13 protein-coding genes and 3 tRNA genes are annotated in these 13,482 nt (G+C 61.5%); 7 read left to right on the top strand and 9 right to left on the bottom strand.

Annotated features, from left to right (window positions below; all coding sequences use genetic code 11):
* Positions 1–248: 248 nt before the first annotated feature.
* Positions 249–1,025 carry a DUF4239 domain-containing protein gene (locus tag H7A13_06980; protein ID MCP5333085.1) on the bottom strand — a complete coding sequence of 259 codons (777 nt, stop codon included), beginning with the start codon at positions 1,023–1,025 and terminating at the stop codon, positions 249–251.
* Between the two features lie 881 nt (positions 1,026–1,906).
* On the opposite strand from H7A13_06980, the gene H7A13_06975 reads away from it, so the two are divergent.
* Both H7A13_06975 and H7A13_06970 read left to right on the top strand, forming a co-directional pair.
* Entirely contained in the window at positions 1,907–2,512 is a 606-nt protein-coding gene (locus H7A13_06975) for a hypothetical protein (GenBank protein MCP5333084.1), read from the top strand.
* Positions 2,513–2,600: 88 nt separating this feature from the next.
* On the top strand, positions 2,601–3,116 hold the full coding sequence (locus H7A13_06970; GenBank protein ID MCP5333083.1) for a DUF1993 domain-containing protein: 516 nt from the start codon (positions 2,601–2,603) through the stop codon (positions 3,114–3,116).
* Positions 3,117–3,893: 777 nt separating this feature from the next.
* Here H7A13_06970 and H7A13_06965 read toward each other — a convergent pair.
* The 5 genes from H7A13_06965 to H7A13_06945 are packed head-to-tail and all read right to left on the bottom strand — an operon-like array spanning position 3,894 to position 8,543.
* Entirely contained in the window at positions 3,894–4,967 is a 1,074-nt protein-coding gene (locus tag H7A13_06965; GenBank protein ID MCP5333082.1) for an MBL fold metallo-hydrolase, read from the bottom strand.
* Positions 4,968–4,975: 8 nt separating this feature from the next.
* On the bottom strand, positions 4,976–5,671 hold the full coding sequence (locus H7A13_06960) for a 50S ribosomal protein L11 methyltransferase (protein ID MCP5333081.1): 696 nt from the start codon (positions 5,669–5,671) through the stop codon (positions 4,976–4,978).
* The gene (locus H7A13_06955; protein ID MCP5333080.1) at positions 5,668–6,336 is read right to left on the bottom strand and encodes an LUD domain-containing protein; all 669 of its coding nucleotides are present in this window, start codon (positions 6,334–6,336) and stop codon (positions 5,668–5,670) included. Before H7A13_06955 ends, H7A13_06960 begins: the two co-directional genes overlap by 4 nt.
* Positions 6,329–7,768 carry an iron-sulfur cluster-binding protein gene (locus H7A13_06950; GenBank protein MCP5333079.1) on the bottom strand — a complete coding sequence of 480 codons (1,440 nt, stop codon included), beginning with the start codon at positions 7,766–7,768 and terminating at the stop codon, positions 6,329–6,331. Before H7A13_06950 ends, H7A13_06955 begins: the two co-directional genes overlap by 8 nt.
* Before the next feature lie 4 nt (positions 7,769–7,772).
* Positions 7,773–8,543 (bottom strand): (Fe-S)-binding protein, encoded by a 771-nt coding sequence (locus tag H7A13_06945; GenBank protein ID MCP5333078.1) that lies wholly within the window; start codon positions 8,541–8,543, stop codon positions 7,773–7,775.
* Between the two features lie 153 nt (positions 8,544–8,696).
* Between H7A13_06945 and H7A13_06940 the strand changes: the two genes are divergently transcribed.
* From H7A13_06940 to H7A13_06925, 4 genes are all read left to right on the top strand, one after another.
* Positions 8,697–8,773, top strand: a tRNA-Pro gene (locus H7A13_06940).
* Positions 8,774–8,799: 26 nt separating this feature from the next.
* A tRNA-Arg gene (locus tag H7A13_06935) sits at positions 8,800–8,876 on the top strand.
* 19 nt (positions 8,877–8,895) lie between these two features.
* A tRNA-His gene (locus tag H7A13_06930) sits at positions 8,896–8,971 on the top strand.
* A 42-nt stretch (positions 8,972–9,013) separates the two neighbouring features.
* A complete protein-coding gene (locus H7A13_06925) occupies positions 9,014–9,673 on the top strand; it encodes a tRNA-(ms[2]io[6]A)-hydroxylase (protein MCP5333077.1) in 660 nt (219 codons plus the stop codon).
* On the opposite strand, the gene H7A13_06920 is transcribed toward H7A13_06925, so the two are convergent.
* Positions 9,640–10,368, bottom strand: coding sequence for a UDP-2,3-diacylglucosamine diphosphatase (locus H7A13_06920; GenBank protein MCP5333076.1), 729 nt, complete (start codon positions 10,366–10,368; stop codon positions 9,640–9,642). The two genes, H7A13_06925 and H7A13_06920, sit on opposite strands and share 34 nt — an antisense overlap.
* A gap of 8 nt (positions 10,369–10,376) precedes the next feature.
* The gene (locus H7A13_06915; GenBank protein ID MCP5333075.1) at positions 10,377–10,877 is read right to left on the bottom strand and encodes a peptidyl-prolyl cis-trans isomerase; all 501 of its coding nucleotides are present in this window, start codon (positions 10,875–10,877) and stop codon (positions 10,377–10,379) included.
* 130 nt (positions 10,878–11,007) lie between these two features.
* Here H7A13_06915 and H7A13_06910 point away from each other — a divergent pair, with 130 nt between their 5' ends.
* Positions 11,008–12,387 (top strand): cysteine--tRNA ligase, encoded by a 1,380-nt coding sequence (locus H7A13_06910; protein ID MCP5333074.1) that lies wholly within the window; start codon positions 11,008–11,010, stop codon positions 12,385–12,387.
* A gap of 3 nt (positions 12,388–12,390) precedes the next feature.
* On the opposite strand, the gene queG is transcribed toward H7A13_06910, so the two are convergent.
* Entirely contained in the window at positions 12,391–13,479 is a 1,089-nt protein-coding gene (gene queG / locus H7A13_06905; protein ID MCP5333073.1) for a tRNA epoxyqueuosine(34) reductase QueG, read from the bottom strand.
* Between the last annotated feature and the right edge of the window lie 3 nt (positions 13,480–13,482).

Raw genomic sequence — 13,482 nt, 5'->3', positions numbered from 1 at the left:
AGTCATGCTCCGTATGCGCAAAGATGAGGTTCGATCACCGTGTCACGGCGTCGTCAGATGGTGCAATTGCTCCAGATCGAATGGCGGCTCCAGGCGGGCATTGATGCCTTTGGCTTGCCAGTCACTCTCCGGCCGATCAGAGCAGGGAAAAACGGGGAAACAGGATCGAAAAGGAAACGCGCTCAGACTCGATCATCGGCTTTTGGCTGGCGGACGGGCAAACAGTTTTTGGCGCACGCAATGCAAACTCACCGCATGGTTTTCCGGAGTTCGGCAAGAATGTGGTCTGTCGCGTCAACGCGGATCATGCCCTGGCGTGGAAACTCAAGATCGAGGATCACATAAAAGGTGAGAGACAGGGTTGCGGCCAGAATCAGCAATGGAGTCCAGTTTCGCGTCTTGGTCGCGCTCGTGACGTAGCCGACAAGCAGGGAACTGACGAGGCTCAAGCCTGCGAGCAGAACAAAGATGACGCGTGGCGGATGATTCTCCGTTGCCATGACTCTGGTCGTCGTGATGTCGAACATCTCGTTCAACGCGGGGAGCAGGACCTTCGCCGCATTCCCGGAGGCATCTCGTTGGCTCGCAGATATGGCCATCGCCCAGATCCGTGCCTGCAAAGCCGTTGCGTCGGATGATCGTGCTTGAGTGGCAGTCGCGTCCTCAGGGTGCCGATGACTCTCTACCCGATCGTCAAGATAGCGACGAAACAACTGCCGCATTTCCGGCTGCGCGTCGCTCGGCAGCAGGTCGATCCGCAGGTAGGCCGTTCCGATCGCGTTGGCTTCTTCGGTGACCAAGTGTCGTCGGACTTCAAATCTCGATGCGGCACCCGAGAATGTGAAGGCCAGGAGCAGGCCGAGCAAGCCGAATACCGCGGCTTCGGCCGGTCCGGCACTGGTCGCGGCGCCGTCCGGGTCGCGCATCAGTCGCATTCTGCCAACGGACCTGCCCGCTTCAAAAAGCGTCAGCATGCCAAGGAACAGACCGGCCGCAGAAAGTGAAGCGATGAATGTCAGCGTCATGTTTGATTGCCATATATGAAATAAAACGAAATCAAATATGAATATCAGTTTCGAACGGGGTTGTCACGAAGGGCGGTTTCAAGCTTCAAGTGCAACAGTTGAAGAAATTGAATTGGAGTCAGACCACGGTTTCCTGGTTTCCGCTCCGTTTTGGCAGAAAACCGTAACGGGAAACCGTGGTCTGTCCCCAAAATACGGGATGTGGGCCGTACCTCATCCAGCAGCTTCGGCTTGGATGCCCCGCCGGAGGCGTGGTCGACAATCATTTTGGGGTGTACTACCACGTTTGACATGACGCTTAACCTCGGTATAGCCTTGCCCGGCAAAATATTAGACACCCGCAAGGTGTAAAACAAGCCACCTTTTGGGGTGTCCATTTATAGTTGGGCATGCAAATAAGGAGGGAACGATAAATGCCCAGAACCGGAGCTCTAAGCGCTATTTGTCTTACTTTCGCAATGGTTTACAGTACTGCCGCGTTCGCTTATGACCCAATCGACTGTTTGAACGATGTCACCAAAATAGACCCTGAGATCAATATCGGGTCGGGGACTGAGCTTTGCTCCGGAGCATGGACGCCCGAGCCCGCAAAGTGCTATGGACTCATTTCCAAAATAGATGAAGGCATTATTCGCGGCATCGCCGTTGAACTCTGCGCCGGTTCGGTAAATTCGGAAAAGACCATTGCTTGCTACGTTAAGGCGGGCACAGAAATAAAATTGAATCGCGGTCTCTCAACGACATTGTGTAGCGCAAGAAAAAGTAAGAACTAGTGCATGCCCAACATGGCGCTCAACCTCGCTCCCTTTGGTCGCTGGACGCTGCGCGATAAAGCCGCGCAGCGCCGGTTAGCTCTACGTTAGACATCAGGGGAAGATTCGATGGGGCTCTACGTAAACTCCGTATCTGAGATCCCGCTCTCAGAGTCACGCTCTTACTACATCTATGTGCTCGACTACTACAACTGGGATGAGCCAATCTCAAACACCCTGAAAGCAAACGCTGAGCGAATCGCAACGTTCTGCTCTCAGAATGACGCTGTCATGGTCAAAGGTCTTCCGGATAGTCATTTCGGCTCCGAAGTTCTTTCTTGGGTAAAGATAAATGGTCAGAATCCAGGCATGGTGCTACCAGCACTTCTTATAACAACAATTCATCCTCAATACTTCATTAATTCGCAAGACCCAGGGCCGCTTGAGGAAAAACCAGAGAATCGGAAGCCATTTGAGGAGATCAAAGATTCTCTTATTTTTCTTAAGATCAGAGACATATGCAAAAGCCCAAACGATGTGGTCGTGCTCTTAGAGAAGATCTTTCATGACATCAAGCAAGGCCATGCGATCAAAGACTTCACCATAGTTCGAGAGCAGCGCAAGGGTGAGCATGGCGCTATCGTCGATGCATTGATTCTCGAACCTAATTTCGCTGGACTTGGTATTGACATCAAGAAGTTGGTCAATTGGGCAAGAGGTAGGGGTGCGGGCTGATGTTTAACAATTCATTCAAGCCGACGCCGCTTCGCGGCGCGGCTTAATTCAGGCGTTAGGCATCATGAGAGAACTGAGAGAGGGCCGAATGGGACGCACAGAAATTGCCGACATCAAGCGCATATTCGAAACGCGCCTAGAAACACTTGCTCACATACTCGATGTAGCGGAGAAGCATCTTTCCGATATTGATGTGTCGCTGCTGGAACGATTAGCGCCTGACATGTTCCCTTTGGGAACCCAAATTGCCTTTGCATGCAACCAACCCCTTGGCTTTACCCAGTGGTGTTCCGGCCTACCTACGGAGAACTTGGACCCTACTGTATCGTCAATTACTATCGCTCGCTCCTATATAGCGCAAACCAGAGCGCTACTTCGGACGGTCGACGTAAGCGATTCGAAGTTGGACGAGGTCAAGCACACATCGCTTGGGCCGGGACTATACTGCGAGACAACCGCGCGACTGTACGTGAGCGATTATCTGCTCCCTAATTTCTACTTCCATATCACCACGACATACGCGATCTTTAGAAAGCTAGGCGTCCCGCTCGGCAAGGCGGACTTCATGGCCTTCCTAATGCCTCATGTGAGGCAGGAGCGGTGAGGCCTAACCAACGCTTCGAGCTGACGCCTCCGCGCTACGCGCTCCAGCGCAGCTCAAGCCCACGTTAGCGCGCAAAGGAGAGTACGAGAATGCTGATGTGTGATAAGGGAGCAAGCATTAGTGCTGGCTCTGGAAGAGAATCGGGGACAGACCACGGTTTCCCATTCTTGATCAAGGCGCTTTCCAAACTGCGATATTGAATGAACCATGGTCTGTCGCCATTTCCGCGCTCTGATTTCTCTTTTTCCGGTGCGATCATCGGCCGCACGAGGTGAGCGGCAAGCAAAGGGCGTGCAGCCAAGGATAACAAGCCTCAGCCTGCCGCCACCTCGTCCTGCCACTGGTACTGGGCCAAGTCAACCGCAACTGGTCGCCCGGTTGCAGCGCGGTGACGCCGGCTGGCGTGCCGGTCAGCAAGAATCGGGCAAGAATCGGGGACAGACCCAATACTGTTCACTTAGAGAAATCCAGCCTAGTAGAGCCAACGGAGATCACCTGCGGAGCGGAGGTGGCGGGAATTGGGGACAGACCACGGTTTCCTGGTTTCCGCTCCGTTTTGGCAGAAAACCGTAACGGGAAACCGTGGTCTGTCCCCAATTCTTTGCAATTCTTTGGGTCTGTCCCCAATTCTTTGTGTCCCCAATTCTTTGCAATTCTCCTTGGAAGACGAAATTTCGGGGGAAGCTCAATCCGTTTCAGCTGGGATCGATACGCCAAAGAAAGCGGTCGTCTTTTCGGTGCATTGCTGCACGATGCCGCGTTGCTCGACTCCGCCGTTCAATCCCTGAACCCACCCACCACGCTGAAGCCACGCGAGCGCCAGCGCAGCATGCCGCCAGCCAGGTTGGCCGCCTGATCGATGCCGGCGCGGCGCAGGATGACGGTGGCCTGGGCCGACCGTCCGCCGGCGCGGCAGACGGTGACTACCGGCGTGTTGCGGTCGATCTCGGCAACCCGCTCGGCCAGTTGACCGAGCGGAATCGAGCGGGCACCGGGAATGTGGCCGAGTGGACCGGTGAATTCATCGGGTTCGCGCACGTCGATGATCTGCACGGCGCGCAGATGCTCTTCGAGCCACTGCGGGTCGATCTCCCAGATGCCGCTGAAGGTGTAGAGCAGTGGCGCCCAGGTCGGGCCCTGGTCCGGCGCGCTGTCATCTTGCGGCCGGCCGCAGCGCAGGTTGGCCGGCACGGCGATGTCGATCTGTCGGGGATGGGGCAGGCCGAGGTTGTGCATGTAGCCGACGAAGTCATCTTCGCTGATGTGGCCGCCCAGTCGTGGGTTGAACTGTCGCTCTTCGGCGACGGTGGTGACGGTGATGCCGCGGTAGTCGTGGGCGGGGTAGAGCAGGGTGGTGTCGGGCAGCGAGAAGATCTGGGTCTTGATCGAGCGGTACATGGTCCGGGCATCGCCCTGCTGGAAGTCGGTGCGGCCACAGCCTCGCACCAGCAGTGCATCGCCGGTGAAGGCCATGCGTTCGTCATCGAGCACATAGGTCAGGCAGCCGTCGGTGTGGCCGGGGGTCTCACGAACCGAGACGAAGCGGCTGCCGAAGCGGATCTGGTCGCCATGTCGCAGTGGGCGGTCGGCCCCCTCGACGCCGCTGTGGGCGCTGATGCCGATCTGGGCGCCGGTCTGCTGCTTGAACAGCCAGGCGGCGGTGACATGGTCGGCATGACAGTGGGTGTCGATGACCTGCACCAGCCGCAGGCCGAGTTCATCGAGCAGCGCGCGGTCGCGGCGGTACTGCTCGAACACCGGGTCGATCAGGATCGCCTCACCGGCGGTGCTGTCGCCCAGCAGGTAGCTGTAGGTCGAGGATTCCTGGTCGAACAGTTGTCTGAAGATCAGCATTGGCGTCATCCCCTTGTGACGGCTGGAGTTGAGTGGCCGACGCCAGCGCGCTGATGGCGATAGAGGCGCACCCGGTTGAAGTCGGCGAAGCTGTCGACATCGGGCCAGGGCGGCACTTCGAGTTGGTCGATCAGCTCAAACCCGGCGGTGGGCGGCTGCTTGAAGCGCGAATCGGCCAGCAGCAACGCTTCGCCAAGCTGCATCAGCCGTGGAAAGAGCGCATGGTTCTGCAGGTCGTAGAGCACATCGGCGGCAGTCACCAGATCGATCGGCTCCGGCAGTTCATCGAGGGTGGTGATCGGTTCGACCGCGACGCCGTTGAACTCGGCATTGGTGCGGATCGCCAGCTGCGCCAGCGGATCGATGTCGCAGGCATAGACCCGTGCGGCGCCGGCCAGGGCGGCGGCGATGGCGACGACGCCGGAGCCGGCACCGAAGTCGAGCACCCGCTTGCCCCGCGCCCAGTGCGGTTGTTGCAGAATGAAGTGGGCCAGCGCATGGCCGCTGGCCCAGCAGAGCGTCCAGTAGGGCGGTTCATCCATCAGGCCCTGGGCGATCTCCGGCGCCAGCCCCTCGCTCAGCCACTGGTCGTCGAGCAGATAGAGGCCGATGTCTCGGCAGAGCGGCGGGCGGCAGAGGGTGATGCGGCCGCCGGGCAGCAGGTGCTGAATCTGCCGGGTCAGGGCGTCGTGCAGACTCATGGCGACTCCAGCAGCAGAAGGTGCAGGCGGATCGGACCGTGGGCGCCCATCTGCATGCTCATGCCGATGTCGGCACTGCGTGACGGGCCGGTGATCCAGTTGAGGCTGCGTGGCATCGTGCCGAGTTCGGCGCGCACCTTGCGCCACAGGCTCTCGTAGCAGTCGACGATCTGTTCACTGCGCAGCAGCACCAGATGGCTGTCGGGCAGGTAGCCGCTGCCGATCGGCAGTTCGGCGCCGGAGCGCAGCACCACGCTGCCGGTCTCGGCCATGGCGGCAAAGCAGCCGGTCAGGCAGGCGGCATCGCCGTTGCGCGCCGGGCGTTGCAGCAGTGCAAAGGGCAGTGGCTGGGGTCCGAGCAGGGCGGCCAGGCCCGATTCGGGCACGGTCAGCGCGGCGGGCAACTGATGCTGGCGCAGGTATGCCTCGATGGCGGCGGGCAGTTCATCCAGGTTGCCGAGCCGCTGCACCGAGGCCAGTGCTGCTTCGGCCTTGGTGACGAAGCGTTCCAGCAGTGCGGCGCCGTTGAGGCGGGTCTGTGCCGGAATCAGATTGGGCTGGGGTGCGGCCAGTGCCGCTTCGAGCGGCTGCTGCTGCGCTGGTGCCAGCGCATCGCGGCCCAGACTGCGGCGGATGTTGGTCAGAATCTGTAAACGGTCAGACATCGGACGCTCCTCGGCCGCGGTTCTGTTTGGCCTCCCACGAGGCAAAGAAGGTCTGCTGTTGTGGCGCCGGCAGGTCGCGCCAGGCCAGCCAGCCGCGGCCGAGTGGCAGGCGGCGCAGATAGCCCTGCCGGCGGCCCAGGCGGTTCAGCAGCTTGACACTGAGCGAGGTGAGCAGCCGGTAGAGCGGCGGATGGCGCGCCACCCAGCTCCAGAGCGACAGGCCGAAGCGGAACGACAGCGGTTCGAGCTGGCGCTCGAAACCCTGCTCGCGCCAGTGGCGCATCAGCTTGGGCAGCGGGATTCTGACCGGGCAGACCTCTTCGCACTTGCCGCAGAAGGTCGAGGCATTCGGCAGGCGATGGGCCCGTTCGAGGCCCACCAGTGCCGGCGTCAGCACGGCGCCCATCGGGCCGGGGTAGACCGAGCCGTAGGCCTGCCCGCCAATTTCGCCGTAGACCGGGCAGTGGTTCATGCAGGCCCCGCAGCGGATGCAGCGCAGCATTTCCTTCAGTTCGCTGCCGAGCATCTGGCTGCGGCCGTTGTCGACCAGCACCAGATAGAAGGCCTCGGGACCGTCGGTGTCGCCACTGCGTTTGGCGCCGGTGAAAAAGGTGGTGTAGACCGCGCACTCCTGGCCGGTGGCCGAACGGGTCAGCAGCCGCAGCAGGGTCGAGGCATCCTCCAGCGTCGGCACCACCTTGTCGATGCCGGCCACCACCACGTGGACCCGTGGCAGCACGGCGGTCAGGTCACCATTGCCCTCGTTGGTGACGATCATCGCGCTGCCCTGTTCGGCGATCAGAAAGTTGGCGCCGGTGATGCCCATGTCGGCTTCGAGAAAATGCTTGCGCAGCACGGTACGCGCCTCGCGCATCATCTGCGGAATTTCGGTGGTGCGCGCTTCGAAGCCGTGGGCACGGTGATGCTGGTGGAAGGTGTCGGCCACCTGATCGACGGTGAGGTGAATCGCCGGCCCGACGATGTGGCTGGGGGCTTCGTCGCGCAGTTGCAGCACATATTCGCCGAGGTCGGTCTCCTTGACCTGGATGCCGGCGGCCTCCAGGCGGGCATTGAGGTCGATCTCCTCGGTCATCATCGACTTGCCCTTGGTGACGTTGCGCACGCCGTGGCGTCGGCAGAGGTCGAGGATGGTCTGACTGGCCGCCGCGGCATCGACCGCCCAGCAGACCTCACCGCCGGCCGCCTTGACCTGCTGCTCGAGCCGTTCGAGATAGAAATCGAGATGGTTCAGCGTGTGATTTTTGATCGCCACGGCCTGGTCACGCAATTGGTCGAACTCCGGCAGTTCGGCCATGGCGCGGCTGCGGGTGAACGACAGGCCGAAGCGCAGCAGGCTGAGCGACTGGCGGAGCTGCGTGTCATCGAGCGCCCGGCCGATCAGGTTGTCGAACTCATGGCTGTGGTTCTGCATCCTCTTACTCCGGTTGCGGTTGGCCGATGGCCGGCCGATGCAGTTGGTCGGCCAGCACCTCGGCAAAATGACGGCACTCCAGCGCGACACCTTCGCGCCGCACCTTGCCGGCGATGTTGAGCAGGCAGCCCAGATCGCCTGCCAGCAGCAGCGGCGCGGTCGAGGCCACGGCGGCCTCGACCTTGTGGCTCACCATCTGGTTGGAAATGGTGTCGAACTTGTTGCAGAAGGTGCCTCCAAAACCGCAGCAGACCTCTGCGTTCGGCATCTCGACCAGGGTCGCACCGCGCTCGGCCAGCAGTTGTCGTGGCTGCGTGCGAATGCCCAGTTCGCGCAGGCCGGCGCAGCTGTCGTGATAGGTGAAGGTGGGCGCGCCATCCAGCGGCGGTGGACGATAGCCGCGCACTTCGACCAGAAACTGCGACAGTTCGTGGCAGCTCTGCTGTCGCTGTAGTGCCTGCTGGTGACGCGGATCATCCTCGGCAAACAGATCCGGAAACTGTCTCCACATGCCGATGCAGGAGCCGGAGGGGGCCACCACATGGTCGTAGCCGGCAAAGGCCTCCAGCAGCTGGCTGGCCAGCCGGCGTGCGGTGCGGCGGTCGCCGGCATTGAACGCTGGTTGACCGCAGCAGGTCTGTGCGCTGGGCACCTCGACCCGGCAACCGGCGGCTTCGAGCAGTTCGATTGCGGCATGGGCCACGCTGGGGCGGAACAGGTCGACCAGACAGGTGACGAAGAGCGCCACCGTCGGGGTGTCGGGGGGTGTTGTCATCGATGTCAGCCTCAAATTGCCGCTGGTCAGCGGCTATCCTCCCACTGTGCAGATGGCAAGTCGATCGGGTTGACGCTGTTTTGTCCGGCATTGACGCAACAGGGGTCGCTGCGTATGATTCGCGCTCTTCAACGATCGGCAAGCGTTGAGTTTCGGGGTATAGCGCAGTCTGGTAGCGCGCCTGCTTTGGGAGCAGGATGTCGGGAGTTCAAATCTCTCTACCCCGACCAATTTTCCGCAGAGGTCCGTGTCAGGAGCGCCTGTAGCTCAATCGGATAGAGCAACGGCCTTCTAAGCCGTAGGTTGCAGGTTCGATTCCTGCCGGGCGTGCCACGCGGATTGCAGTTCTATGGTGGGCGTAGCTCAGTTGGTAGAGCACAGGATTGTGATTCCTGTGGTCGTGGGTTCAATCCCCATCGCCCACCCCATTTTCCACCTCAGATCGCCTTCGTCATTGCTCAATCGCTGGAATGGCTTTGGAAAAGCGCAGCAGCCAGATCGATCGGATCAACCGTTGGCTCCACTGTCCGACCCCGCAACGCTGGATCGATGCCGCCACCGGGCAGCTCGACCTTCTGCTGATCGACCATGCCAACTGCGAAAAGAAAGCCGCTTCGAGCGCGCTCAATCTGCTGTTCCGTTATGTCGAGCATCCGCAGCTGATGAGCAAGATGGCGCAGTTGGCACGTGAGGAGCTGCTGCACTTCGAACAGGTGCTGGCGCTGATGACGCAGCGTGGCATCCACTACCAGCATCTGCCGGCTGGTGACTATGCCGCACTGCTGCATCAGGGCGTGCGACGGCAGGAGCCGGGGCGACTGGTTGACCTGCTGATCGTGGGTGCGGTGATCGAAGCGCGCTCCTGCGAACGCTTTGCCCGCCTGGCCCCCCACCTCGATGCTGAGCTGGGCCACTTCTACCGTTCGCTGCTGCGTTCCGAGGCGCGGCACTATCAGGACTATCTCGATCTGGCCCGCCAGCATGCCGGCGAGCCGATCGAGGCGCGTGTCGAGGAGTTCCTGCAGCAGGAGCGTCGTCTGATCGAGCGTGAGTCAGCGCAATTGCGCTTTCACAGCGGTGTGCCACTGTCGCCGGATCAGGCGGTGATCGGGAAGTCGATCAGCCAGTAGCCCGACTCATCGAGCCGGGCGAACCAGCCCGAGCGCGCCCAGTCGCCCAATACCAGCCGCACTGCATCGCCATGCGCCAGCCGGAGCGGGTGGATGTCCGGCCGGTGGGTGTGGCCATGAATCAGCAAGCTGGCCCGATTCTCTTCCATCACCCTGACCACCTCGTCCGGTGAGACATCCATGATCTCGCTCGCCTTCTGCTGGTTGCGCTCTTGGCTGATCTGGTGGAGCTGGGCAGCGATGGCACGCCGCTCGGCCAGCGGTTTCTCCAGCGCCTGCCGCTGCCACTGCGGATCGCGCAGCAGCTGGCGAAACGCCATGTACTCCTGATCCTGGGTGCAGAAGCCGTCGCCGTGGGCCAGCAGCAGCGCATGGCCGTGCAGTTCGATCCGAACCGGGTCGGGCAGCAGGGTGGCGCCGGTGGTGCTGGCAAAACCGGCACCGATCAGAAAATCGCGATTGCCATGCAGAAAGAACAGGGCAACGCCGCGATCGTGCAGCCGCCGCAGGTCGTCGAGCACGGCCAGATAGAAGGGGTTGTCATCGTCATCGCCGACCCAGTCATCGAACAGGTCGCCCAGAATGTAGAGCGCTTCGGCCTGGCTCGCGGTCTCATCGAGAAAGCGCCGGAACGCCGCCGTTACGCTGGGGTTTTCCGGTTGCAGATGCAGGTCGGAGATGAAGAGGCTGGCCATCGGCCCGGTTATCCGACGATCTCGGCCCGCTCGATCAGCACCGCTTCGAGCGGCACATCGCCATGCATGCCCTTCATGCCGGTCTTGACCACCTTGATGGCATCGACCACCTCCAGACCTTCGGTCACCTTGCCGAAGACACAGTAGCCCCAGCCCTGTCGGGTCGGCGCGGTGTGGTCGAGAAAGGCGTTGTCGGTGACATTGATGAAGAACTGGGCGGTGGCGGAGTGCGGATCGCTGGTGCGGGCCATGGCGATGGTGCCACGCAGGTTTTTCAGTCCGTTGTTGGCTTCGTTGTCGACCGGATCGCGGGTCGGTTTCTGTTTCATCTCGGCATCCATGCCACCGCCCTGGATCATGAAGTTGTCGATCACCCGGTGGAACAGGGTGCCGTTGTAGAAGTCGCTTTTGACATAGTCGACGAAGTTGGCGACGGTCAGCGGTGCCGCTTCGGCATCGAGGGCCAGGGTGATCTGACCATGGTTGGTGTGCAGGACGACTTGGGTCATGGCAATGGTTCCGCGCAGATGGAGGGATTGACGTAAGTCGGCCGACGGCTGGGCGTCTGCCGGGCGCATGGAGTGCGACGAAGCCACGTATAATAACCGCCTACTTGTTACGCACCAACCTGGCCAACCGATGCACTTCACCCTCCACAATTCGCTGAGCGGGCACAAAGAGCCGTTCCAACCACTGCAACCGGGCAAGATCGGCCTCTATGTCTGCGGCATGACCGTCTATGACTACTGTCATCTGGGCCATGCCCGGGTGATGGTGGCCTTTGATGTGATCGTGCGTTACCTGCGCAGCATCGGTTACCAGGTGAGCTACATTCGCAACATCACCGATCTGGATGACAAGATCTTCGCCCGTGCCGCCGAAAATGGTGAACCCTTCACGGCGTTGACCGACCGCTTCATCACCGCGATGCATGAAGACGAGGCCGCGCTCGGCGTCCTGCCGGTCGACAGCGAGCCGCGCGCCACCCACCACATCGATCAGATCATCGCGCTGATCAACCGGCTGATCGAGCGGGGCTATGGCTATCTGGCCAGCAACGGCGATGTCTACTATCGGGTGCGCCGCTTTGCCGATTATGGCCGGCTGAGCAAGCGCAACCTCGAGGAGCTGCAGGTGGGTGCCCGCATCGAGGTGGGCGAGGCCAAGGAGGATCCGCTCGATTTCGCTCTGTGGAAGGCGGCCAAGCCGGGCGAAGCCAGTTGGGATTCGCCCTGGGGTGCCGGTCGTCCGGGCTGGCACATCGAATGTTCGGCGATGTCGATCTGCGCGCTGGGTGAGACTTTCGACATGCACGGTGGCGGGCCCGATCTGAAATTTCCGCACCATGAGAACGAGATTGCCCAGTCGGAAGGTGCGACTGGCAAGCCTTTTGCCCGCTACTGGCTGCATGTCGGTCCGGTGCGGGTCAATGACGAAAAGATGTCGAAATCGCTCGGCAATTTCTTCACCATCCGGCAGTTGCTGCAACAGCATCAGCCCGAGGTGATTCGCTATCTGCTGCTGGCCAGCCACTACCGCAGCCCGATCAACTACAGCGAAGAGTCGCTGCGCGGTGCGCGGCAGGCGCTGGAGCGCTTCTACACCGCGTTGCGCGGTCAATCGGTTGCAGCCGTGCTGACGATGGCCGACAACGACTATGCAGAACGTTTTCATGCCGCGATGCGCGACGACTTCAACACGCCCGAGGCGCTGGCGGTGTTGCACGAACTGACCCGGGCACTGAACCGCGCGGATGGCGAGAGCGCGACGGCGCTGGCCGCACAGTTGCGGCAGTTGGGCGGGTTGCTCGGTCTGTTGCAACAGCCGCCCGAGCAGTTCCTGCAAGGCAGCCCGCGTGATGGACTCGATGACGGCGAGATCAATGCGCTGGTCGAGGCGCGCAATCAGGCGCGGCACGCGCGCGACTGGCCGCTGGCCGATCAGCTTCGTGCCCAGCTCGAACAGGCGGGCATCCTGCTCGACGATGGCCGCGACGGCACCCAGTGGCGACGCGCCTGAGGTTCAGCGCTGCTGCTGTGCCAAGGCCCACTGGACATGTTCGCGCACCAGCGCGCTCGGATGATCGCTGCGCGCATTCAGTTGCTGGATGATCTGCTGCTGTAGCAACGGCGATGGGGTCTGGCGCAACAGGTTGCCGAGCGCAACCGCCAGATTGCGCAAGAAGCCGGCATGGCCGATCCGGCGCAACGGTGAACCTTCGCTGCGGGCCAGGTAGCTGGCCTCATCCCAGGCGAAGAGCTCGAGCAGCTGGGCCTGCTCCAGTCCATGGCGCGGCAGAAAGTCACGCTCGTTGGTGGGCCGCGCATAGCGGTTCCACGGGCAGACCAGCTGGCAGTCATCGCAGCCAAAGACCCGGTTGCCGATCAGTGGCCGCAATTCGAGCGGAATCGGACCCTTCGATTCGATGGTCAGATAGGAGATGCAGCGGCGCGCATCGAGCTGATAGGGTGCGCGAAAGGCTTGGGTCGGGCAGATGTCGAGGCAGGCACGACAGCTTCCGCAGTGGCCCTTGCCGGTGGGTGGGTCGAGCGGCAGCGGCAGGTTGGTGTAGATCTCGCCAAGAAAGAACCAGGAGCCGGCATGGCGGTTCAACAGCAGCGTGTTCTTGCCGATCCAGCCCAGCCCGGCCTGCACCGCCAGAGCCTTCTCCAGCACTGGCGCGCTGTCGACGAAGACCCGATAGTGGTGTGCCGGGATGGCGCTGCTGATCCGTTCCGCCAATTGGGCGAGCCGCTTGCGCATCAGCTTGTGGTAGTCGCGTCCCAGCGCATAGCGCGAGATGTAGGCCCGCTCCGGCTGCTGGAGTGTCTGTTGCAGCGCCACGCCGGGTGGCAGGTAGTCGAGCCGCAGCGAGATCACCCTCAGCGTGCCCGGCAGCAGTTCGGCCGGGCGACCGCGGCGGCTGCCGTGCTGGGCCATGTAGGCCATGTCGCCATGATCGCCGCGTTGCAGCCAGTCGAGCAGGTGCTGTTCATCTTCAGGCAGTTCGATGCCGGCGATGCCGACGGCCTGAAAACCGAGTTCAACGCCCCATGCCTTGATCCGGGCGGCAAGCTGATGGTAATCCTGAGGCAGGTCGGGTGGCTTCATTCG

The organism is Pseudomonadales bacterium (genome assembly GCA_024234215.1).
Lineage (GTDB): Bacteria > Pseudomonadota > Gammaproteobacteria > Pseudomonadales > UBA5862 > JACKOQ01.
The sequence above is the reverse complement of the archived record's forward strand: the minus strand, read 5'-3'. Positions and strand labels throughout refer to the sequence as shown.

Excerpts from the sequence above, each read along its gene's own strand:
- H7A13_06975 (MCP5333084.1), top strand. The coding sequence starts at position 1,907 with ATGGGGCTCTACGTAAACTCCGTATCTGAGATCCCGCTCTCAGAGTCA.
- H7A13_06955 (MCP5333080.1), bottom strand. The coding sequence starts at position 6,336 with ATGTCTGACCGTTTACAGATTCTGACCAACATCCGCCGCAGTCTGGGC.
- H7A13_06960 (MCP5333081.1), bottom strand. The coding sequence starts at position 5,671 with ATGAGTCTGCACGACGCCCTGACCCGGCAGATTCAGCACCTGCTGCCC.
- H7A13_06920 (MCP5333076.1), bottom strand. The coding sequence starts at position 10,368 with ATGGCCAGCCTCTTCATCTCCGACCTGCATCTGCAACCGGAAAACCCC.
- queG (MCP5333073.1), bottom strand. The coding sequence starts at position 13,479 with ATGAAGCCACCCGACCTGCCTCAGGATTACCATCAGCTTGCCGCCCGG.
- H7A13_06950 (MCP5333079.1), bottom strand. The coding sequence starts at position 7,768 with ATGCAGAACCACAGCCATGAGTTCGACAACCTGATCGGCCGGGCGCTC.
- H7A13_06945 (MCP5333078.1), bottom strand. The coding sequence starts at position 8,543 with ATGACAACACCCCCCGACACCCCGACGGTGGCGCTCTTCGTCACCTGT.
- H7A13_06980 (MCP5333085.1), bottom strand. The coding sequence starts at position 1,025 with ATGACGCTGACATTCATCGCTTCACTTTCTGCGGCCGGTCTGTTCCTT.
- H7A13_06970 (MCP5333083.1), top strand. The coding sequence starts at position 2,601 with ATGGGACGCACAGAAATTGCCGACATCAAGCGCATATTCGAAACGCGC.
- H7A13_06910 (MCP5333074.1), top strand. The coding sequence starts at position 11,008 with ATGCACTTCACCCTCCACAATTCGCTGAGCGGGCACAAAGAGCCGTTC.
- H7A13_06915 (MCP5333075.1), bottom strand. The coding sequence starts at position 10,877 with ATGACCCAAGTCGTCCTGCACACCAACCATGGTCAGATCACCCTGGCC.
- H7A13_06925 (MCP5333077.1), top strand. The coding sequence starts at position 9,014 with ATGGCTTTGGAAAAGCGCAGCAGCCAGATCGATCGGATCAACCGTTGG.